Below are 21573 nucleotides of genomic sequence, written 5' to 3' on the forward strand. Positions count from 1 at the left end.
TGCTTTTAAAAATTGTTTGTTTAATGTTTAAAAGTAGTATTTTTGCACCATGGAAACAAATAGACAGAAAAAAATAGGTGGGGTTATCCAAAAAGATTTGGTGGACATCCTGCAAGGTGAAGTGAGAAAAAACGGAGTAGCTAATTTAATTATTTCGGTATCCAAGGTTACTGTAACTACAGATTTATCTGTGGCTACGGTTTATTTAAGCGTTTTCCCCCAAGACAAAGCAAAAGAAATTTTAGAGGCGGTTAAGTCAAATGCTAAAACAATAAAACACGATTTATCACAAAGAGTTCGTTTGCAATTGAGAAAAGTACCTAATTTGGTTTTCTTTATTGATGACTCTCTAGATTACATTGAAAAAATTGACAATGCTTTATCGAACAGAGATAATCCTATTGAAAACAGGGATCTTTTAGAGAAACGCAAGCTGATATAATTTGAATTTTCCCCTTTACATAGCCAAACGTTACATCCTAAGTAACAGTAAAAACAATGCCATAAATATCATCAATCGCATTGCGAGTATGGGAATCATTGTTGGCGCAATGGCTTTGTTTGTGGTGCTCTCCGTTTTTAGCGGACTGAAAGTTTTTAGTCTTTCGTTTACTAATGATATCGATCCAGATCTAAAAATAAGCAGCACTTTAGGGAAGTCATTTTTTATTACTCCAGAACAAGAGGCCGAAATCAAGAAAATCGACGGCCTTGCTTCGTATTCCAAAATTATTGAAGAGCGCGTCTTGTTTGTTTTTAATGACAAGCAAGAAGTTACTTATCTTAAAGGTGTCGACCAAAACTTCAATAAGGTCAACGACGTTAAAAAAACGCTATATAACGGACAATGGTTTGAACCCAATACCTACCAAGTGGTTGTAGGTTATGGAATTGCACAGAAGTTCTCGATGGGTTTATTGGATTTTAATAATCAACTGGAAGTTCTTGTACCAAGACCCGGAAAAGGCACTATCGAAAGCGCAGAACAAGCTTTTAACAAAAGTGATGTTTTCCCTATTGGAATTTACGCCATCAGTGAAGATCTGGACTCCAAATATGTTTTTGCTGATTTAGGTTTGGCCCAAGAATTACTGGAATACAAAACCAATCAGATTTCAGGAATTGAGATTAAAGAAAAAACCGGAGCTGATGAAAACGCCATAATCGACCAACTGAATACTATCTTCAAAAATAAAATTACCGTAAAAAACAGGGCGCAACTCAACGAATCATTGTATAAAATGTTGAACACAGAGAATATTGCCGTGTATTTAATTTTTACTTTGGTGATTGTAGTGGCGCTTTTTAACTTAATCGGGGCTTTGATTATGATGATACTAGACAAAAAAGGAAACTTAAAAACACTTTTTAATCTAGGAACTGAAATCAAGGATTTAAGAAAGATCTTTTTGCTTCAAGGTACTTTATTGAGTGTTTTTGGAGGGATAATCGGCTTGACTTTGGGAATTATTATTGTGTTGCTACAGCAACATTTTCAGTTGGTTATGATCACCCCTACGCTGGCTTATCCGGTAGTTTTTTCTATCGAAAACGTATTGATTGTTATGGGAACGATTGTTACACTTGGATTTATTGCTTCATTGATTGCAAGTAGCCGAGTGAGCAAGAAGTTATTGGATTAAATATAAAAACATTTTATGAACCATTAAGAAATTAAGGTCCATTGAGAATAAAAACAAGAATTCCACTAAATCACATAAGAGATTTAGTGGAATTCTTGTTTTGAGTTATTTTTATTTCTTTTGGTTAAACCACTTCATAACCAGCATAAGCCAGTTCGATCTCATTCAAAACCGCAAACAATTCCTCGGGGCGATCTAAGGTTACCAGTTGCTGCTTGAACGGTTTAAAAGAATGGATTCCTTTGAAATAATTTGTGTAATGTGGTCTGGTTTCAACAATCCCTAATCGTTCTCCTTTCCATTCCATAGCCCAAGTCAAGTGATTTCGCACAGCTTCCACTCTGTCAGCAACAGTAGGTTTAGCCAAGTGCTCTCCTGTTTTGAAGTAATGCTTGATTTCGTTGAAAATCCAAGGATATCCAATAGCAGCACGACCAATCATAATTCCGTCGATACCGTATTCGTTTTTATATTGTAATGCTTTTTCTGGGCTGTCAATATCTCCGTTACCGAAAATAGGCATGGTGATACGAGGGTTGTTTTTCACCCTGGCGATGTGCGACCAGTCGGAATGGCCTTTGTACATTTGGGCGCGTGTTCTAGCGTGTATGCTCAAAGCGGCTACACCTACATCTTGCAAACGCTCAGCCACTTCGTCAATATTGATAGAATTTTCATCCCAACCCAATCTTGTTTTTACCGTTACAGGCAAATCAGTACTGTCAATTACCGCTTTTGTCAAACGGATCATCAAATCCACATCTTTCAATACTCCCGCACCAGCGCCTTTACAAACCACTTTCTTAACAGGACATCCAAAGTTAATATCAATGATATCAGGATTAACAGTGGAAACAATTTTAGAAGACAAAGCCATCGCTTCCTCATCTCCTCCAAAAATCTGGATTCCAACAGGGCGTTCATAATCGAAGATGTCTAACTTCATTCGGCTTTTGATGGCGTCCCGAATAAGTCCTTCTGAAGAAATAAATTCCGAGTACATCATATCAGCACCATGCATTTTACACAACCTACGGTAAGGAGGGTCGCTCACGTCCTCCATAGGAGCAAGTAGTAAAGGGAAATCTGGTAATTCTATGTTGCCAATCTTGATCATCTGCTTAAATTTTTTGCAAAATTACAACATTTAAGCGAATGGTTGAAAGTAGAATTACAAAAGACTTATTAGTTAAGTGATTAGTTTGCTGTTTTGGGACTTTGAAACTGTTGAATTTAGACTATCTTTGCAGATTAATTGTCGATGTTTGACGATTGCGCGTGAGGGGTAGCAGTGAAAATCCTTTTCCTTTTTTCTTTAAAAAGGAAAAGATTGTAACGAATAACCCGACCCTTGTGGTCACGCCCAAAAAAAATTGATACCAAAACAAAATGAAGAAAATACGTAATTTTTGCATTATTGCACATATTGATCACGGTAAAAGCACATTAGCTGACCGTTTACTTGGTGCTACACAAACGGTTACGGCTCGTGAGGAAAAAGCGCAATTGCTTGACAACATGGACCTAGAACGTGAACGTGGAATCACGATAAAAAGTCATGCCATCCAGATGGAATATACTTATAAGGGAGAAGAATATATCCTGAATTTGATTGATACTCCTGGACACGTAGATTTTTCTTATGAAGTTTCGAGATCAATTGCGGCTTGTGAAGGGGCCCTTTTAATTGTTGATGCTGCTCAAAGTATACAAGCACAAACGATTTCGAATTTATATTTGGCTTTAGAGAATGACTTGGAAATTATTCCGGTTCTGAATAAAGTGGATTTACCGAGTGCTAATCCAGAAGAGGTTAGTGATGATATTATTGACTTGTTAGGTTGTAAACTGGAAGACATTATTCACGCTTCGGGTAAAACAGGTTTTGGTGTTGAAAATATTTTGGCAGCCATAATTGAAAAAATCCCACCTCCATCAGGAAATGTTGACGAGCCTTTACAAGCATTGATTTTTGATTCACACTATAATCCGTTTCGTGGAATTGAAGTTATTTTCCGTGTAAAAAACGGTCAGATCAAGAAAGGGCAAAAAATCAAATTCATGGCCACTGGAAATGAATATTTTGCGGATGAAATTGGGACATTAAAATTGAACCAAGTTCCGAAGCAAGTGATTTCGGCTGGTGATGTTGGGTATTTAATTTCGGGAATTAAAGAAGCCAAAGAAGTAAAAGTAGGAGATACGTTGACGGATGCAAAAACGCCAACTACCAATATAATTAAAGGTTTTGAAGATGTGAAGCCTATGGTTTTCGCAGGAATTTACCCTGTTGATACAGAAGATTACGAGGAATTGAGAAACTCAATGGAAAAACTACAACTGAACGATGCTTCACTTGTGTTTTTACCGGAAAGCTCAGCGGCATTAGGATTTGGTTTCCGTTGTGGATTCTTAGGAATGTTACATATGGAGATTATCCAAGAGCGTCTAGAGCGTGAGTTTAACATGACGGTAATCACTACGGTTCCTAACGTTTCGTACAATGCGTTTACCAAAAAAGATCCAGAAACTGCTTTGATAGTCAACAACCCATCTGACCTACCTGAGCCTTCTCGTTTAGACCATGTAGAAGAACCTTTTATAAAAGCTACTATAATCACTAAATCTGATTATGTAGGGAATGTAATGAGTTTGTGTATCGAAAAACGTGGATTGATTACCAATCAAACGTATTTGACTACAGAAAGAGTTGAGTTGACTTTTGACATGCCTTTAGCAGAGATTGTATTTGATTTTTACGACCGTTTGAAAACAGTTTCTAAAGGATATGCTTCTTTTGACTATACGCCTATTGGAATGCGTACTTCAAACCTAGTTAAAGTGGACATCTTACTGAACGCTACCATTGTAGATGCTTTATCTTCTTTAATGCACGTAGACAACGCCTATTCTATTGGTAAAAAAATGTGTGAAAAATTGAAAGAATTGATTCCGCGTCAACAATTTGATATTCCTGTTCAAGCGGCTATTGGTGTGAAAGTAATTTCACGTGAAACCATTAAGGCGTTACGTAAGGATGTTACCGCTAAATGTTACGGTGGAGATATTTCTAGAAAACGTAAATTACTTGAAAAACAGAAAAAAGGTAAAAAACGTATGAGACTTGTAGGTAATGTTGAAATTCCACAAGAAGCGTTTATGGCTGTATTGAAATTGAATGATTAAAAATTATTTTAAATTTTGAATTATAAATGAAACCTGGCGATGTAAAAATTGTCAGGTTTTTTTATTGGCCATAACCATTCTAATCTTTGTACCTTTGCACCTCAAAATATTATAATAAAAAATGATTGAAGATAAAAACCCACAACGTACCAGTATAGCACAATTAGGAGAATTTGGACTTATAGACCATTTAACGAAAAATTTCAAAATCAATCAACCTTCTACTTTAAAAGGCATTGGTGATGATGCTGCAGTTCTTGACTTCAAGGATAAAAAAGTAGTGGTTTCTACTGATTTATTGATAGAAGGAGTACATTTTGATTTGGCTTATATGCCATTGAAGCATTTAGGATATAAAGCTGTAGTTGTCAATGTTTCGGATATATGTGCGATGAATGCCAAAGCGACTCAAATCACCGTTTCCGTTGCGGTATCTAATCGTTTCCCATTGGAAGCTTTAGAAGAATTATTTGCTGGAATTACTCATGCGGCCACTGAATATAATGTTGACGTCATAGGTGGAGACACTACTTCATCACAAAAAGGTTTGATTATAAGCATTACTGCCATAGGAGAAGCTGATGAAGAAGAGATTGTATATAGAAACGGCGCAAAACAAACTGATTTATTAGTTGTTTCTGGTGATATAGGTGCTGCTTATATGGGGTTACAAGTATTAGAAAGAGAGAAACAAGTATTTCAAGTAAATCCTAACTCTCAACCTGACTTAGACGCTTATACCTATTTAATTGAACGACAATTAAAACCCGAAGCTCGCAAAGACATACGTACTTTATTACATGCATTAGAAATAAAACCAACCTCTATGATTGATATTTCGGATGGACTATCATCTGAAATTATGCATTTGTGTAAGCAATCTAATGTTGGATGTAATTTATACGAAGATAAATTGCCTCTTGACCCACAATTAATAAGCGTTTGTGAAGAATTCAATATTGACAGTACAACCGTAGCAATAAATGGTGGTGAAGATTACGAATTACTTTTCACTATCGCTATGGAAGATTTTGAGAAAATAAAGGCTAACCCTAATTTCTCTATCATTGGTCATATGACCCAAGAAAGTGAAGGAATCCATTTAGTTACCAGAGCGAATACAAAAATTCCTTTAAAAGCAAGAGGCTGGGACGCTTTGAGTGAATAAATAGAATAAAAAAAAGGTATTGATCAAATACCTTTTTTTTATTAAAACAACAATCCTTTATCTCTTGCCTTACGGACTAAATCTATATCGCTACCGTCAGGAATTTCTAATAATTCTTTTAAATTATGTTTTCTTACTTCAATAGCTTTGAGAGAAATAGGAATGTACTGGGGAATATCCATTGCCTTTGTTCCTTTAGACAAATGAAATAAAATCTGCTTGTCAAAGAGGTCAATCTCAATATTATTATCATGTGACTCTAACATCTTTATAACTGATTGACTATAATATTGACCATTTCTAACTACTTTATCAAAAGCAAACAACAATTCATCAAAAGTTAAATCATTCTTTATTACTAATCCACAAGGGTTTATATTTTGAATTATAGTTTTTATTTTAAAGAATTCAGTGAACATTGTAAGCAAAATAATTTTACAGTCCGGCATTACCTCTAAAATTAATTTTGCCAAATCCTCGCCTGAATAAATACCTTTCTCTTCATAAGAAGGCATACTAATATCCAAAAAAGCGATATCAAAAGGGACCGTATGCGGATCCATTATAATATGATAAGCTGACTCACAATCTTTTGCTTCTGCAAATGAATATTCATTGCGTTCTGGCTTGTATCTCGTAATCGCATTCTTATACCCTTGTATAATAAACGGGTGGTCGTCAACGATTAGAATATTATTCTTTTTGATTGCGTTTGCAGTCGATTCAGTTGTCATTTTAAGCAGGTATTTGTTTTTGTTCAATAGGGACTTTAACAGTTATAGCAGTTCCTTCTCCTATTTTGGCCATTAGTTTAAATTCACCATTGCATTCATTTGTTCTTGACTGCATATTCTCTAAGCCTATACCTTTTTTCTTTGTCAAAGTGTTAAAGCCAATTCCGTTATCAGATATTACGAGCACCAAATTATGATCTATCTTCTTTATTACAATTTTAATGGAACTAGCCTTAGCATATTTGTTAATATTCTGAAGGGATTCCTGAATGATGCGATACAAATTAATTTTAATGGAGTTTTTAATCAATTCCCATTTTATTTTAGAATCAATAGAAGAGATTAATTTAGAGGAAGAATACGTTTTTCTTTGTTCTTCAAATAAATTATCTACTATGGCTACGAAGTTATTAATTAATTCTGATTTTTCTCTACTCAAATCATGTGAAATTTCACGGATATCCTGCTCTATGTTTTTTAATTCTGACAAATAACTAATTCTCTGACTAATTGCAAAATCATCATTAAACCTGTTCAGACCATCTAGATTCATCCTAACGCCAAACATTCTTCCTAAAACACCATCGTGTAGCTCCTGAGCTACGCGCTTTTTCTCTTTTACCCTGTTGATTTCAATAGTGTTTTGTTGAGAAATCATTAGATTATAAATCTCCTCATTGGCTTGTTGCTGCTGTTGCTTGTAGAGAAGAACACGATTTTTGTTTTTTTGGGTTTTTATTATATAAAAAAACATCCCCAAAATGATTAAACCACTAAATACATAAACCAAATTCCGGTTCTGAACTTCTAAATTTGTGTTTTCGTTTTTAATTTGGTCTGTTTCATATTCAATACGGGCGAATTTCTCTCCCATACTTCGCTCCGTTTTTTGGATTTGATCATTTACTCGAATATAATTTTTAGTGTAATTCGAGGCATTATTAGGATCAACGACTGCTAATTGCTTTAAAGCAATTAATATATTATGAGGCACTTTATTATCTTTAGCTAACTGCAATGCTTCTTGAGAATATTTTAATGCATTAATAGAGTCATTAATTGAAGTAAAATATTCAGATAAATGAATCTTATTTATAAATATCTCGTTAGTTAACTGAAGATTTTCTCGTAAACTTAGTGCTTCTAAAAAGAGCTTTAACACCCCATCATTTTCATTCAATTGAAGTTTAGAATAGGCCAGATTGTCCAACAACATTGCATAAACATAGGGTTTATGCAGTAAAAGATTAGGTTGCTCCAAGCCTTTTATAAAATAAGCTTTAGCTATTTTATTTTTTTTAGCATTGAGAAATAGAAATCCTAAATTATTATAAGTAGATGCTTTTGCTTGAAACACCTCTGGTATTGCAGGATCATCACTTAAAGCAAGAGCCTTGTTATGGAAAAAAAGTGCATTGTCATACTCCTCCATTTCCCCATAATTAACCCCAAGTAAATTATAGGCGTCGTGAAAAATGTTATTAGCTTTCTTTTCGTCTTTAACTAGACGCAATACTTTAAAAACGGTTTGTTCGGAACCAAAAAAATCACCTGCTTTGTATTGTAAATTCGCTTTACTAATTAAAATCGTACTTCTATTTATAATATTACCTAATTTTTCTTGCATTTTATCAGCTTTGTTGTAAAACTGAAAAGAACTGTCAAATATGGATTGAGACTCATAATAATCCCCAAGGTAAGTATAACTTTTTATTAGATGAAGGGTGTCATTAGCACTTTCGGCTCTATTCAAAACCAAATGCACTGTTTTATTATAATTATCCAAATCGTTTATATTATAATAGCGATTGGCAATTTTAAACAAATTCACTCGATGCAAGGAATCATTATCTTGACTCAATACAATATCAAGTGCCTTTTGAGTATATTGTTTTCTAACTACTACATCTTCATTAAAATCATTTGCCCTAGAAAAATAGGCATCGAGACTATCGCCAGCTTTATAGTTGCTGTTATTTTCCACTTTATTCTTAGAACAAGAATAAAAAAGCAGGATCAGGAATAATGTTAAAAATATGTAGTAGTTTTTAATCAAAAGTAATTGGTTTATTTTACCAAAAATAGTAAAATAAACCAATTAAAATAAAAAAAGCCATCAATTAATTGATGGCTTTTTTTATTTAATATTATGATATTAGATTATTAATCTATTTTTACATTTCCTGAATTTGTAGCTTTTCCACCTACAATATCAATTTTTACATTTCCTGAATTTGTAGCTTTTCCACCTACAATATCAATTTTTACATTTCCTGAATTTGTAGCTTTACCTCCTACGATATCAATTTTTACATTTCCTGAATTTGTGGCTTTACCACCTACTATATTAATTTCTTCAGAAGTTGAGAAAGAAGTCATTACCATTACTAAAGAGAATAAACCGATTGTTGAGATTACTTTTTTCATAATATGGGGATTTTTATGTTTTTAAAATTTAGCTTTTACTTTATTTTTACTTTTTGATATTTGCGCTTATCGTTTAGTAAAAGTAGACAGAAGCTCTATATTTATCTTACAAAAACTTGTGTTTATGGTAGAATATAGCCGTTTGATAGTGAATGGATACCAAATTCGGGTAGATGAACTTTTTTAGATTTCTAAATAATCTCCTTGTGCAAAACCAGTAATAATAAGATCAATATTGGCTTTGTAAGATTTAGAAAAAGGGAGTTTTGAAGTAGTGTTTTTAATATAACAAGCCGCATTTCCAGTATGGATTCTAGAAATGTAATTCCTATTAACAATGTAGCTGTTATGAATCCTTATAAAAGGGAAGGACAATATATTTTCAAAATGCTTCAATGTTTTAAAGGCAGTAATCATTTCACCATTATTAAGGTGAATATCAGTAGAATTATTATCCGCCTGGAAATAACAAATGTCTTTAGCTTGAATGTATCTGTAATCACCGTATGATTTTATACAAAGTACTAATGGTATCTCTTCCTCTAACTTTTCAGACCGTTGTTGTGGCTGAAACTCCTCAACTAAACTCTGTTCAGGATTTGAAAAAGAATTCGGTTCAGGATCAGGATCCTGAGAAGACTGTTGCACCAGAACAATTTCCCCTTCATTAGTCGTTTTTTTAATCTTTAGGATTGATTTGACTAAATCGATTCGTTTCAATGGTTTTAAATGATAATCTTCCACTCCATATTGTATCGCTTCAAAAGCCAAATCTTTCTTTGAAGTAGTAATGATTATTTTAGGAATTACTTTTAGATATCTGTGCAGTTCATTGATAAGAGATAATGACAAATTGCTTTTTTTGTTAGCAGGGTCAATTTCTAGAAAAACTAATTTTGGAGTGTGTTCTAATATAAGATTCAACCCCTCCTCGTACGTATAGGCAGCAGCTACAAAAGTAAGCTCCGAAAAACTATCAGCAATGGCTTTTGTTTTCAAAACACTTTCTTGATCGTCGTCAATAATAATGTACGAATAGTTCATTTATGTCTTTTCCTAAATTTGATAGGCATATTAACATTACATTCTGAACAAATACACTTCAGAACATTAGGTGTTTATGGTAGTTTTGGGAAACTCATTAAATAAAATCATCGTTTTTAAAACATAAACAATCGATATTTCTTTTATTTAACATTTTAAAAATACAGCTTTAAGTGTTTTTTAAAACGCTGTTGTTCATATATATTAAACAAATGTTAATACATTATGACGAAGTGCTAATAAGTCCGACAAAATGCAAGAATCGTTGTTTAAATTATAGACTCTGAATTAAAAACATTTAAGAAATAATAAATTAAAAAAAATGTTGAGAAAAAATAAACCCACTTATATAAAAATCTTTAAATCATTTATTAAACTCAATGCTAAACTACCTTATTACCAGAATTAAAGAGCTTTAAAATTAAACCAAAAGTATTCTATTTTTTACTTATTTATCTTACTTTTACCCAAAAACAATAACTCTATGAAAAAACTATTTATTCTATTGTGTCTAACTTCTTTTTTATCTGGTTTTAGCCAAGAAGAAAAAACAATAGCTGCTAAAAAAAATGAATTGAAAGGGAATGCCCTTTTCTTAGTATTGGGCGCTGGTGAAATTACTTATGAAAGAATATTCAATGAAGACTCAGGATTTGGAGTTTCTTTGTTTTTTGTTAAAGAAGAAGATTTTGATACTCAATTTAGCTTAACCCCTTTTTATCGTGCTTACTTTGGAAAAAAGCAAGCAGCTGGTTTTTTTGTAGAAGGTTTTGGAATGTTAAACTCCGGAAATACAGGAAGCTATTCACAATACAACTCTGTGAGCCAAAATTACGATACTGTGAAAGGAAAACAATTTACAGATTTTGCATTAGGTTTCGGCCTAGGATCGAAATGGGTTCACAAAAAAGGGTTCGTTTTCGAAATAAATGGGGGTATTGGACGAAATTTATTTAACAGTAATAGCACTGAAGTTGTAGGACGCGGCGGCATAACATTTGGTTATAGATTTTAATCCATTATTATAATTAAAAATCCCAAACTCCATATTAAATGGAATTTGGGATTTTATAGTTAGATACTAAATCAAATTACATTTTCATTAACCAGTTTTTCATAGAAACTTCATTTTCTATAATCTCTTTCAACTCCGTAATTTTCACTCTATCCTGCTTCATAGTGTCTCTATGACGTATTGTTACTGTTTGATCTTCTATTGTTTGATGATCTACAGTAATACAAAATGGAGTCCCTAGAGCATCTTGTCTTCTATAACGTCTTCCCACAGCATCTTTCTCATCATAAGCAACACTGAAATCCCATCTTAGCTCATCAATAATTTTATGTGCTATTTCTGGCAAGCCGTCTTTTTTAACTAATGGAAGTACAGCTGCTTTTGTAGGCGCTAAAACTGAAGGCAGTTTAAGAACCGTTCTTGACGAACCGTCATCTAAAATTTCTTCTTTTAATGAAGTAGCAAATACAGCCAAGAACATCCTGTCCAATCCTACTGAAGTTTCCACTACATAAGGAACATAGTTTTTATTCAATTCAGCATCAAAATATTGCAATTTCCTTCCAGAAAATTGCTCATGTGCTTTTAAGTCAAAGTCAGTACGGGAATGAATTCCTTCTAATTCCTTGAATCCAAATGGGAAATTAAACTCAATGTCTGCTGCAGCATTAGCATAATGAGCTAATTTTTCATGGTCATGAAAACGGTAGTTTTCTCTACCCAATCCAAGTGATAAATGCCACTTTAAACGAGTTTCTTTCCAGAACTCATAATGTTTCATTTCGTCTCCAGGACGAACAAAAAATTGCATTTCCATTTGTTCAAACTCACGCATACGGAAAATAAACTGTCTTGCAACAATTTCATTTCTAAATGCCTTACCTGTTTGAGCAATACCAAAAGGCACTTTCATTCTTCCTGATTTTTGAACATTCAAGAAATTTACAAAAATTCCCTGAGCTGTTTCTGGACGTAAATACAAGTCCATTGCCGTATCAGCAGATGCACCTAACTTAGTACCAAACATAAGGTTAAATTGCCTAACCTCAGTCCAGTTTCTTGAACCTGATTCCGGACAAGCAATCTCCAGCTCTTCTATTAAAGCTTTAACATCCTCTAGATCTTCATTTCCAAGAGAACGACCAAGTCTTTCCAGAATCTCACGCTCTTTTGCTTTATATTCAACAACTCTGGCATTTGTAGTTACAAATTCCTGCTCGTTGAATGCATCACCAAAACGAGTTTTTGCTTTTTCAATTTCTTTGATTGCTTTTACATTAAGCTTTTCAGCATAATCTTCAATCAAAACATCCGCTCTGTATCTTCTTTTTGAATCTTTATTATCAATTAAGGGATCATTAAAAGCATCAACGTGACCAGATGCTTTCCATGTAGTAGGATGCATCAAAATAGATGCGTCAAGACCTACGATATTATCGTTCATCTGAACCATTGATTTCCACCAATATTCACGAATATTCTTTTTTAATTCTACCCCGTTTTGTGCATAATCATATACAGCACTTAAACCATCGTATATTTCGCTTGACGGAAAAATAAATCCGTACTCTTTTGCATGCGAAATTACATTCTTAAATATATCTTCTTGTTTTGCCATATTGCAAAAATATAAAAAGTGAACTTAAAAAAAAGGAATTAATTGAAGTTTGAAGCATTGATTTTCATATTTTTATAAATATATTATTCTTTTCTATGTTTAAAAACATTATAAATCTGTTTTTTCCAACTGTTTGCACAGGTTGTAATTCTTTTTTGTTATCCAATGAAAATGTAATTTGTACCATTTGCAGACATAATATTCCTTTGACAAACCACCATTTGAATTCTGAAAATGAAGCTTTCAAAAAATTTTATGGACGGGTACCTGTCGAATACGCTTCCGCTCTATTGTATTTTCATAAAAAAGGGATCGTACAAGAATTAATTCACAATTTAAAATACAAGGGTCAAGAAGAAATAGGCGCTGTTTTAGGAAATTGGTATGCCGAAGATTTAAAAAAAATGGAAATTTTAAAAACAGTCAACCAAATTATTCCCGTTCCATTACATAAAAAAAAATTAAGAAAAAGAGGCTACAACCAAGTCACAACTTTTGGGTATGCATTATCAAAGGAGTTAAATTTGAACTACAATGAGACCTTGTTATTTAGAAAAATATATTCTAAAACTCAATCCCAAAAAAACTTATTAGGCAGGACAGAAGGTATTGAAGCTGTATTTGATGTGTTATTCACGCCCGAAGATCATAACAAACACTTCCTATTAATTGACGATGTAATTACCACAGGAGCAACCCTTGAAGCATGTTCACGAGCATTGCTAAAAATCCCTGGAGCGAAAATCAGTATTGTTTGTATGGCAATGGCTCAATCTTGATTTTTTTTAAATAAATTATCAGTAAAACACATTAGAAACAAGCTTATTAATAACTTCAAAACAGCTTAATACTCTTTAAAATTCTTAATAGCTATTGTGAAATTTAGAGAATTTCAGCCTAAATTAATTACCCAATAGACATCAACTAATTATGTCATCAATTTAATTAATAGAATTATAACTAAATAGAATTTCCAATTCCAAAGTTAAATGTTTAAATTTGGATAAATTTTTATAAATCATTAAACAAACATATCATGGCTTTTGAATTACCTCAATTACCTTATGCGCATGACGCATTAGAACCTAATATTGACGCACGTACGATGGAAATTCATCATACAAAGCATCATAATGCATATACTACCAATCTAAATGCTGCTGTAACAGGAACAGATATGGAAGGTAAAACAATAGAAAATATCCTAATCAATCTGGATATGAAAAATGCTGCTGTACGTAATAACGGTGGTGGATTTTACAACCATAATTTATTCTGGACGGTAATGTCACCTCAAGGTGGAGGTCTGCCTAATGGTGATTTGATGGATGCAATTGAAAGTAATTTTGGATCTTTTGAGGAGTTTAAAGGCAAATTCAGCAAAGCGGGTGCTACACAATTTGGTTCTGGATGGGCTTGGCTATGCGTTCATAAAGGTGGAAAACTTGAAGTATGCGGGACTCCAAATCAAGACAATCCTTTAATGCCTGGAATAGGATGTGGCGGAACTCCAATTCTTGGAATGGATGTTTGGGAACATGCTTATTACTTGCATTATCAAAACAGAAGACCTGATTATATTGAAGCTTTTTTCAATGTTATTAACTGGACAGAAGTTTCAAGAAGGTTTGCTTCTGAAAAATAGTTAAAAAAAAAAATAGAGTTAAGAACATAGAGAATAGACGGATGAACTTTGAGTTTGTTCGTCTATTTTTTTTCTTAATGATCTAATCCTAAATGAAAAAGACTTTTAGATAATTGACAAATAGACTGAAAATTAATTCGCCTATTTAATGTCTTTATCTAAAAGTCTATTCTCCTTTTTCTTGACTTTATTCCAATAAAAAAGGTGGAATTCCTTCCACCTTTTTTGCCCCAAATCTACCATAAACTTAACCTACTAATGTTATATGGTGGAGTAAAATTATAATACTTCTATATTATTAACAAATATTTCAGTTGAATAACCTATAAAACCGTTGAGTAACTTTACTTGTCAGTCAATTAGTATGCTCTCGCATCCTTTCCCTCATAAAAGTTCATAAACGCACGGCTCACGACTCTATTCCCTCCAGGGGTAGGATAGTCACCAGTAAAATACCAGTCACCTAAGTTTTTTGGACATGCGATATGTAAATTCTCTACTGTTTGAAAAATGATTTTAACTTCAGCTTTAATTTCAGGAGAACTTAACATCTCAGCAATTTTATCAGAAACCTCTTGTGGCTGAAAAGGCGCATAAATTGCCGTTACATAATTTACAAGTTCAGTGTCTTTTAAATGCTCTTGAGCTTTACATTTTGCATACACTTCATCAACAATATGATAAAGATTTCTCTCTTTCAATAATTCCAACGCAGCTTTAAAAGCAATCAAGCCTTCCATTTTTGCCATATCAATTCCGTAACAATCTGGGTAACGAATTTGAGGAGCTGATGAAACAACTACAATCCTTTTTGGATTCAATCGATCCATCATTTTGATAATACTCATTTTCAGAGTAGTTCCTCTTACGATACTATCATCTATGATTACCAAATTATCTGTTGGTTTAATAACACCATAAGTCACATCATAAACGTGAGCCACTAAATCATCACGACTACTATCCTCAGTAATAAAGGTTCTTAGTTTGGCATCTTTGATAGCAACTTTCTCCGTACGTATTTTTACAGAAAGTAGTTCCTTTAAGCTTTCGGCAGTTAAAGTGTCTTTGTTTTGAAGAATGAAATTATTTTTTCTTTGATTCAAGAAATCTTGAGCTTCTTCAACCATTCCGTAAAATGATGTTTCAGCAGTATTTGGAATATAAGAGAATACCGTATTATCAGTATCTTGATCAATAGATTCCAGTACGGCAGGAAGAATCAGTTTTCCTAATTTTTTTCTTTCTTGATAGATTTCAGCGTCACTACCTCTAGAGAAATAAATTCTTTCAAACGAACAGGCTTTCTTAACTGTTGGAGTAAGAATCTCCTTCATGGAAACAGTTCCGTTTTTCTTTATAATTAACGCATTCCCAGGTTCAATTTCCTGTACTTTTTCGAAAGGAACATTAAAAACAGTTTGTATAACCGGTCTTTCAGAAGCTACTACTACAATTTCGTCATCTTGATAAAAATATGCTGGACGAATACCTGCTGGATCTCTAAACACAAATGCATCACCGTGACCTAAAAGTCCTGCCATAGCATAACCTCCGTCTAAATTTTTAGAAGCTCTAGCCAATATTTTAGCTACATCTAGTTTTTCAGCAATAATTGGAGAAGCTTCCCTTTTTGTTAATCCATTATTTTTACATTCCTGATACAAGTCAGTTACTTCATCATCTAAGAAGTGCCCGATTTTTTCCATTACGGTTACTGTATCAGCCATTTCTTTTGGGTGTTGCCCTAATTCAACTAAACTCTGGAAAAGTTCTTTTACATTAGTCATATTGAAATTTCCAGCCAAAATCAAATTTCGGTGCATCCAGTTATTTTGACGCAAAAACGGGTGAACACTCTCAATACTGTTTTTACCAAAAGTTCCGTAACGTACGTGACCTAAAAACAATTCTCCTAAATAAGGGATATTTGCTTTTTGCAAGGCTACATCATCTGAATATTCAGGATGCGAGGCCATTTCTTCATTAATTCTGTCATTAATTTGAGCAAAAACGTCCTGAATAGGTTGCGCTTGATTAGATCTCACTCGGCTAATGTATCGTTCTCCAGGTTCAACATCCAATTTTATGCTTGCAAACCCTGCTCCATCTTGTCCTCGATTGTGTTGTTTCTCCATAAGAAGATACATCTTCTGTATTCCGTAGAAAGCCGTACCGTACTTCTCTTTGTAAAATTCAAGCGGTTTTAGTAATCTAACTAAGGCTATCCCACATTCATGTTTTAAAGCATCGCTCATTGTATTGTAGTTGTTTGTTGTGTTGTTGTCTATTGCATTACCCTTTAACTATAATTGTATGTAGCAAAATTCGCCTTAGGGTTTCCTTATTTTTATTAAATCAAAAAGCCCCGTTACCGAGGCTTTAAAGCATTATAATTCTATATCAAACTGAGTCAATGATTTAAACTGCATCAATCTATTCAGCACATCGTTTTTCTCTAAACCAATCATTCTTTCGGTTCCAAATTTCTCCACACAAAATGAAGCCAAATTAGATCCATAAATAATTGCGTTTTTCATGTTTTCGAAAGATACATTTTCACTTTGTGTGATGAATCCCGCAAATCCTCCCGCAAAGGTATCTCCTGCACCTGTTGGGTCAAAAACTTCTTCTAGGGGCAAAGCTGGAGCAAAGAAAACCTCTTTGTCCTGAAAAAGTAACGCGCCATGTTCCCCTTTTTTAATCACTACGTATTTAGGCCCCATAGTATGAATTTTAGCTGCTGCTTTAACTAGTGAATACTCACCGGAAAGCTGTCTTGCTTCTTCATCATTTATTGTAATAACGTCTACACGTTTAATTACTTCCATTAATTCTGGCAATGCACAATCCATCCAAAAATTCATAGTATCTAAAACTACTAATTTAGGCTGAACCTCCATTTGATCCAAAACACTGCTTTGAACAATAGGATGTAAGTTTCCTAACATCACCACATCAGCATTTTTAAAATTCTCAGGAACTTTTGGCTGAAAATCTGCCAAAACATTCAGTTCAGTAACCAATGTGTCTCTTGAATTCAAATCATTATGGTAAAGACCACTCCAAAAGAAAGTTTTTCCTCCTTTTACAATCTCAAGACCGGAAATATCAATATTCCTTGTCTTCAATAAATCTAAATATTCTTGTGGAAAATCATCACCAACGACAGAAACTATAGCAGACTGTAGGTTAAAATGTGAAGCTGACAGACCTATATAAGTAGCAGCTCCTCCTAGAATTTTATCAGTTTTACCAAAAGGAGTTTCAATGGCGTCGAAAGCAACTGTTCCGACAATCAATAATTTGTTCATTTTTTGTATTTCGAATTAAAGTGCAAAGATACTTTATAAGTTTGAAAGTTGCAAAGGGTATGATTCGTAAAATTTTCTTAATTTATTAATCTGTATTCCATAGCATTACAACAACTTACGCTCTTCCATTTCATAAAAAGAATCGACAGAAAGTGTTGCGCTTTGCGAACCCATTACAGCTAATACATCACACCTTTCATTTTGAGGGTGATTGTTATGCCCTTTTATCCATTTAAAATCGACCTTGTGTTTTCTATAAACCACCAGAAGACGCTTCCATAAATCAGAATTTTTCCTGTCAACAAATCCTTTTTTTTCCCAACCAAAAACCCAGCCTTTCACAACTGAATCTACAACATATTTTGAATCAGAAACCACCAAGACTTTTGTATTTGGACTTTTAAGTTTCTCAAGTCCTACAATTACAGCAAGTAGCTCCATCCTGTTATTTGTAGTCAACCTAAAGCCTTCATAAAATTCTTTCTTATAAATCTTCCCCATCACTACAGTTTCCATCACTACACCGTAGCCACCTTTTCCAGGGTTTCCTTTTGCAGCCCCATCAGTATATATATGTACGTCGTGTAAATTCAAAGTTTATAAATTAGATGTTAAAAGCTTTTCAATCACTAAAGGAAAATGTTCCTGTTCTAATTCATGTATTTTCGCGGCCACTTCATCTGCTGATTCAGACCCTGATAAAAGAACAGTTGCCTGAAAAATAACATTTCCTTCATCATAATGATCGTTCACATAATGAATTGTTATACCAGTCTCTACATCTTTATTATCTACAACAGCCTGATGAACTCGTATTCCATACATCCCTTTTCCTCCATATTTTGGAAGTAAAGCGGGGTGAATGTTAATTATTTTATCCGGATATGCCGCGACAATATCTTCAGGGAATTTAAGTAAAAATCCTGCAAGAACTATTAAATCAGGCTTTATTTGATTTATTTTATGTAATACTTTACTTTCATTTAAGTCCTCTTTTGAGAATATCTCAACAGATACGCCATTCTTTTTTGATCTTTCTATTACCTTGGCATTTGCGTTATTTGTAAAAACCGAAACAACAACTCCCGTTTTGCCTTTTGCAAAATATTTGATGATATTTTCGGCATTAGAGCCCGAACCTGAAGCAAAAACAACTATTTTTTTCATGATAACATCTGTTAGAATAGTGCAAAAAAAAGAATAAAAAACGAAAATAAATAACATTAAGAAGTCTTTGTTGAAATAAAATTTTTAATTTAGTTGACACATTTATTAACTTATTGGTTGTTTTAAAATAAAGTTTTTTATTTTTGCCAACAAATTAAATTCTAAAATTAAAGATTATGTCAGACATTGCATCAAGAGTAAAAGCGATTATCGTAGACAAATTAGGTGTTGACGAAAACGAAGTTGTAACAGAAGCAAGCTTCACTAATGATTTAGGAGCTGACTCATTAGACACTGTTGAGCTTATCATGGAATTCGAAAAAGAATTTGACATTCAGATTCCAGACGATCAAGCAGAAAACATTGCTACTGTAGGTCAAGCTATTTCTTACATCGAAGAAGCTAAAAAATAATAAATTACACACCCGCCTACATTTTATGTAAGCGGGTGTTATTATTATTTTTAAAAAAATGAAAATTGAGATTGAAATTCAATCAAAAGATATTTATAATTTAAGACCCACTACTCTTTTGTAATATTAATACAGTAAAGAATACGTGGGTTTTATTTGTTTAAAATAACAAAATACATACGTTATGGTATTAAAACGAGTTGTTGTAACAGGTCTGGGTGCTCTTACTCCTATTGGGAATAGTATAGAAGAGTATTGGAATTCTCTTATCAATGGCGTTAGTGGAGCTGCTCCAATAACGTATTACGATACAGAGAAACACAAAACCAAATTTGCCTGTGAAATTAAAAACTTCAACATAGAAGACTACATGGATCGCAAAGAATCCCGTAGATTAGACAAATTTGCCCAATATGCAATTGCTTCTAGCGACGAAGCCATTAAAGATGCTGGACTTACAGATGACAACATTGACAAAGAAAGAGTCGGTGTTATTTGGGGTGCAGGAATTGGTGGATTGGAAACTTTTCAAGAAGAAGTTCTAAACTACGCTAAAGGTGACGGTACTCCACGTTTCAACCCGTTTTTCATACCAAAAATGATTGCTGATATCGCACCTGCACATATTTCTATGCGTAATGGCTATATGGGCCCTAACTACACAACTGTTTCGGCTTGTGCTTCTTCTGCAAATGCTTTAATTGATGCATTCAACTACATTCGTTTAGGAATGTGTGATGTGATAATTTCAGGTGGTTCAGAAGCCGCTGTTACTATCGCAGGGATGGGTGGTTTTAACTCAATGCAAGCATTGTCTACAAGAAATGACAGTCCGGAAACTGCTTCAAGACCATTTGACGCAACTCGCGACGGTTTTGTTTTAGGTGAAGGATCTGGTGCTCTAGTTCTTGAGGAATACGAACATGCTAAAGCACGTGGAGCGAAAATCTATTGTGAAGTAGGAGGTGGCGGAATGTCATCGGATGCTTATCATTTAACGGCTCCTCATCCGGAAGGAATTGGGGTAATTGCAGTAATGAAAAACACATTAAGAGATGCTGGATTAAACCCTGAGGATGTTGATCATATCAATACTCACGGAACTTCAACACCACTTGGTGATGTTGCTGAATTAAAAGCAATTAGTGCTGTATTTGGTGGACATGCAAAAAACATTAACATCAATTCAACTAAATCAATGACAGGTCATTTGTTAGGTGCTGCTGGAGCTATTGAAGCAATTGCTTCTATATTAGCTATGAAATATGGCATTGTTCCCCCTACAATTAACCATACTGTTGTTGACGAACGAATTGACCCTTCTTTAAACTTAACATTAAACATTCCTCAAAAAAGAGAAATAAATGTAGCCATGAGTAATACTTTTGGTTTTGGAGGTCATAATGCATGTGTATTGTTTAAAAAATTAGTTGATTAATACCTATGAGTATTTTCAGAAATATATTTTCAAAATCCCGTACTAAACAAGACGGGATTTTTTTTGATTCTATTCAAGAAATATTGGGATTCGCACCAAAAAATTTAAGCTACTACACAAAAGCATTTACCCATCGCTCTACAAATCGCATTGATTCTGAAGGGAAACCTATAAATTACGAACGCCTGGAATTTTTGGGTGACGCAATGTTAAGCTCTGTTATAGCCGCACATTTATTTAATGAAGTACCGCATGGAGATGAAGGGTATCTAACTAAAATGCGTTCAAAAATTGTTAGTAGAGAACACCTTAACGAATTAGGAAAAGATTTAAATCTTATTCGATTCATCGAGAGTAAAGTTCCTATCCAGCATTTTGGAGAAAACATCCATGGAAATATATTTGAGTCTTTAATAGGGGCCATATACCTCGATAAAGGATACACGTATTGTGAAAAATTTATTCAAAAAAGTGTTATAATTCCTTACGTTGACATTCCAAGACTGGAAGGAAAAGTAATCAGCTATAAAAGTCTGGTTATAGAATGGTGTCAGAAAGAAAAAAAACCATTTCATTATGACATTTTTGAAGATAACGCAATCGATGGTCAGCGCCTTTTTGGTGTAAAACTTAGTATTGACGACAAAGTAATTGCAAAAGCAAGAGCTACTTCTAAAAAGAAAGCGGAAGAAAAAGCATCACAGCGCGCCTATTTTGCGTTTCAAGAAAAAATGGATAAGAAATAACCTCTACTTCCTTAA

The 21573-nt window shown here is 33.6% G+C and carries 20 protein-coding genes; 10 read left to right on the forward strand and 10 right to left on the reverse strand.

The genetic code is table 11. The features are described 5' to 3' along the window. The first annotated feature begins 49 nt into the window (after window positions 1-49). Complete coding sequence (gene rbfA, locus FLAK523_RS02980) at window positions 50-442, forward strand: 30S ribosome-binding factor RbfA (protein WP_248906404.1); 393 nt, start codon at window positions 50-52, stop codon at window positions 440-442. Between the two features lies 1 nt (window position 443). Continuing rightward, window positions 444-1643 (forward strand): FtsX-like permease family protein, encoded by a 1200-nt coding sequence (locus FLAK523_RS02985; RefSeq protein ID WP_248906406.1) that lies wholly within the window; start codon window positions 444-446, stop codon window positions 1641-1643. 124 nt (window positions 1644-1767) lie between these two features. On the opposite strand, the gene dusB is transcribed toward FLAK523_RS02985, so the two are convergent. After that, complete coding sequence (gene dusB, locus FLAK523_RS02990) at window positions 1768-2760, reverse strand: tRNA dihydrouridine synthase DusB (RefSeq protein WP_248906409.1); 993 nt, start codon at window positions 2758-2760, stop codon at window positions 1768-1770. A gap of 272 nt (window positions 2761-3032) precedes the next feature. On the opposite strand from dusB, the gene lepA reads away from it, so the two are divergent. Together lepA and thiL are read left to right on the forward strand one after the other, a co-directional pair. Then, window positions 3033-4829, forward strand: coding sequence for a translation elongation factor 4 (gene lepA / locus FLAK523_RS02995; protein WP_248906411.1), 1797 nt, complete (start codon window positions 3033-3035; stop codon window positions 4827-4829). A gap of 121 nt (window positions 4830-4950) precedes the next feature. After that, window positions 4951-5997, forward strand: a complete 1047-nt coding sequence (thiL, locus tag FLAK523_RS03000; RefSeq protein WP_248906413.1) for a thiamine-phosphate kinase — start codon at window positions 4951-4953, stop codon at window positions 5995-5997. A gap of 41 nt (window positions 5998-6038) precedes the next feature. Here the strand turns inward: thiL and FLAK523_RS03005 are convergent, their stop codons facing one another. The 4 genes from FLAK523_RS03005 to FLAK523_RS03020 form a co-directional block, all read right to left on the reverse strand. Beyond that, window positions 6039-6731: a response regulator gene (locus tag FLAK523_RS03005; RefSeq protein WP_248906415.1), complete on the reverse strand. Its 693-nt coding sequence runs from the start codon at window positions 6729-6731 to the stop codon at window positions 6039-6041. A gap of 1 nt (window position 6732) precedes the next feature. After that, window positions 6733-8715, reverse strand: coding sequence for an ATP-binding protein (locus FLAK523_RS03010; protein WP_248906417.1), 1983 nt, complete (start codon window positions 8713-8715; stop codon window positions 6733-6735). 179 nt (window positions 8716-8894) lie between these two features. After that, window positions 8895-9158, reverse strand: a complete 264-nt coding sequence (locus FLAK523_RS03015) for a 3-oxoacyl-ACP reductase (RefSeq protein WP_248906420.1) — start codon at window positions 9156-9158, stop codon at window positions 8895-8897. A 183-nt stretch (window positions 9159-9341) separates the two neighbouring features. Further along, window positions 9342-10202 carry a LytTR family DNA-binding domain-containing protein gene (locus tag FLAK523_RS03020; protein WP_248906421.1) on the reverse strand — a complete coding sequence of 287 codons (861 nt, stop codon included), beginning with the start codon at window positions 10200-10202 and terminating at the stop codon, window positions 9342-9344. 484 nt (window positions 10203-10686) lie between these two features. Between FLAK523_RS03020 and FLAK523_RS03025 the strand changes: the two genes are divergently transcribed. Beyond that, complete coding sequence (locus tag FLAK523_RS03025; protein WP_248906423.1) at window positions 10687-11217, forward strand: DUF3575 domain-containing protein; 531 nt, start codon at window positions 10687-10689, stop codon at window positions 11215-11217. A 76-nt stretch (window positions 11218-11293) separates the two neighbouring features. Here the strand turns inward: FLAK523_RS03025 and FLAK523_RS03030 are convergent, their stop codons facing one another. After that, window positions 11294-12835 carry a glycine--tRNA ligase gene (locus tag FLAK523_RS03030; RefSeq protein WP_248906425.1) on the reverse strand — a complete coding sequence of 514 codons (1542 nt, stop codon included), beginning with the start codon at window positions 12833-12835 and terminating at the stop codon, window positions 11294-11296. A 95-nt stretch (window positions 12836-12930) separates the two neighbouring features. Between FLAK523_RS03030 and FLAK523_RS03035 the strand changes: the two genes are divergently transcribed. Together FLAK523_RS03035 and FLAK523_RS03040 are read left to right on the forward strand one after the other, a co-directional pair. Then, window positions 12931-13614 carry a ComF family protein gene (locus FLAK523_RS03035; protein WP_248906427.1) on the forward strand — a complete coding sequence of 228 codons (684 nt, stop codon included), beginning with the start codon at window positions 12931-12933 and terminating at the stop codon, window positions 13612-13614. 257 nt (window positions 13615-13871) lie between these two features. Further along, complete coding sequence (locus tag FLAK523_RS03040) at window positions 13872-14480, forward strand: superoxide dismutase (protein WP_248906429.1); 609 nt, start codon at window positions 13872-13874, stop codon at window positions 14478-14480. A gap of 359 nt (window positions 14481-14839) precedes the next feature. On the opposite strand, the gene FLAK523_RS03045 is transcribed toward FLAK523_RS03040, so the two are convergent. The 4 genes from FLAK523_RS03045 to FLAK523_RS03060 form a co-directional block, all read right to left on the reverse strand. Beyond that, entirely contained in the window at window positions 14840-16738 is a 1899-nt protein-coding gene (locus tag FLAK523_RS03045) for an amidophosphoribosyltransferase (protein WP_248906431.1), read from the reverse strand. Window positions 16739-16870: 132 nt separating this feature from the next. After that, the gene (locus tag FLAK523_RS03050) at window positions 16871-17794 is read right to left on the reverse strand and encodes a PfkB family carbohydrate kinase (RefSeq protein ID WP_248906434.1); all 924 of its coding nucleotides are present in this window, start codon (window positions 17792-17794) and stop codon (window positions 16871-16873) included. A 105-nt stretch (window positions 17795-17899) separates the two neighbouring features. After that, the gene (gene rnhA / locus FLAK523_RS03055; protein WP_248906436.1) at window positions 17900-18388 is read right to left on the reverse strand and encodes a ribonuclease HI; all 489 of its coding nucleotides are present in this window, start codon (window positions 18386-18388) and stop codon (window positions 17900-17902) included. A 3-nt stretch (window positions 18389-18391) separates the two neighbouring features. Next, window positions 18392-18961 carry a phosphoribosylglycinamide formyltransferase gene (locus FLAK523_RS03060; RefSeq protein ID WP_248906438.1) on the reverse strand — a complete coding sequence of 190 codons (570 nt, stop codon included), beginning with the start codon at window positions 18959-18961 and terminating at the stop codon, window positions 18392-18394. 176 nt (window positions 18962-19137) lie between these two features. Here FLAK523_RS03060 and FLAK523_RS03065 point away from each other — a divergent pair, with 176 nt between their 5' ends. The 3 genes from FLAK523_RS03065 to rnc all read left to right on the forward strand — a co-directional run bounded on the left by FLAK523_RS03065 (window position 19138) and on the right by rnc (window position 21558). Beyond that, window positions 19138-19374 (forward strand): acyl carrier protein, encoded by a 237-nt coding sequence (locus FLAK523_RS03065; protein WP_007137004.1) that lies wholly within the window; start codon window positions 19138-19140, stop codon window positions 19372-19374. Window positions 19375-19558: 184 nt separating this feature from the next. Then, the gene (gene fabF, locus FLAK523_RS03070) at window positions 19559-20812 is read left to right on the forward strand and encodes a beta-ketoacyl-ACP synthase II (protein WP_248906440.1); all 1254 of its coding nucleotides are present in this window, start codon (window positions 19559-19561) and stop codon (window positions 20810-20812) included. A 5-nt stretch (window positions 20813-20817) separates the two neighbouring features. Continuing rightward, on the forward strand, window positions 20818-21558 hold the full coding sequence (rnc, locus tag FLAK523_RS03075) for a ribonuclease III (RefSeq protein ID WP_248906441.1): 741 nt from the start codon (window positions 20818-20820) through the stop codon (window positions 21556-21558). Window positions 21559-21573 lie beyond the last annotated feature (15 nt).

This window comes from Flavobacterium sp. K5-23 (genome assembly GCF_023278045.1).
Taxonomy (GTDB): domain Bacteria; phylum Bacteroidota; class Bacteroidia; order Flavobacteriales; family Flavobacteriaceae; genus Flavobacterium.

Excerpts from the sequence above, each read along its gene's own strand:
- FLAK523_RS03060 (WP_248906438.1), bottom strand. The coding sequence starts at position 18,961 with ATGAAAAAAATAGTTGTTTTTGCTTCAGGTTCGGGCTCTAATGCCGAA.
- FLAK523_RS03030 (WP_248906425.1), bottom strand. The coding sequence starts at position 12,835 with ATGGCAAAACAAGAAGATATATTTAAGAATGTAATTTCGCATGCAAAA.
- FLAK523_RS03020 (WP_248906421.1), bottom strand. The coding sequence starts at position 10,202 with ATGAACTATTCGTACATTATTATTGACGACGATCAAGAAAGTGTTTTG.
- FLAK523_RS03005 (WP_248906415.1), bottom strand. The coding sequence starts at position 6,731 with ATGACAACTGAATCGACTGCAAACGCAATCAAAAAGAATAATATTCTA.
- FLAK523_RS03015 (WP_248906420.1), bottom strand. The coding sequence starts at position 9,158 with ATGAAAAAAGTAATCTCAACAATCGGTTTATTCTCTTTAGTAATGGTA.
- FLAK523_RS03040 (WP_248906429.1), top strand. The coding sequence starts at position 13,872 with ATGGCTTTTGAATTACCTCAATTACCTTATGCGCATGACGCATTAGAA.
- dusB (WP_248906409.1), bottom strand. The coding sequence starts at position 2,760 with ATGATCAAGATTGGCAACATAGAATTACCAGATTTCCCTTTACTACTT.
- FLAK523_RS03050 (WP_248906434.1), bottom strand. The coding sequence starts at position 17,794 with ATGAACAAATTATTGATTGTCGGAACAGTTGCTTTCGACGCCATTGAA.
- FLAK523_RS03035 (WP_248906427.1), top strand. The coding sequence starts at position 12,931 with ATGTTTAAAAACATTATAAATCTGTTTTTTCCAACTGTTTGCACAGGT.
- fabF (WP_248906440.1), top strand. The coding sequence starts at position 19,559 with ATGGTATTAAAACGAGTTGTTGTAACAGGTCTGGGTGCTCTTACTCCT.
- rbfA (WP_248906404.1), top strand. The coding sequence starts at position 50 with ATGGAAACAAATAGACAGAAAAAAATAGGTGGGGTTATCCAAAAAGAT.
- FLAK523_RS03025 (WP_248906423.1), top strand. The coding sequence starts at position 10,687 with ATGAAAAAACTATTTATTCTATTGTGTCTAACTTCTTTTTTATCTGGT.
- thiL (WP_248906413.1), top strand. The coding sequence starts at position 4,951 with ATGATTGAAGATAAAAACCCACAACGTACCAGTATAGCACAATTAGGA.
- rnc (WP_248906441.1), top strand. The coding sequence starts at position 20,818 with ATGAGTATTTTCAGAAATATATTTTCAAAATCCCGTACTAAACAAGAC.
- FLAK523_RS03065 (WP_007137004.1), top strand. The coding sequence starts at position 19,138 with ATGTCAGACATTGCATCAAGAGTAAAAGCGATTATCGTAGACAAATTA.
- FLAK523_RS03045 (WP_248906431.1), bottom strand. The coding sequence starts at position 16,738 with ATGAGCGATGCTTTAAAACATGAATGTGGGATAGCCTTAGTTAGATTA.
- lepA (WP_248906411.1), top strand. The coding sequence starts at position 3,033 with ATGAAGAAAATACGTAATTTTTGCATTATTGCACATATTGATCACGGT.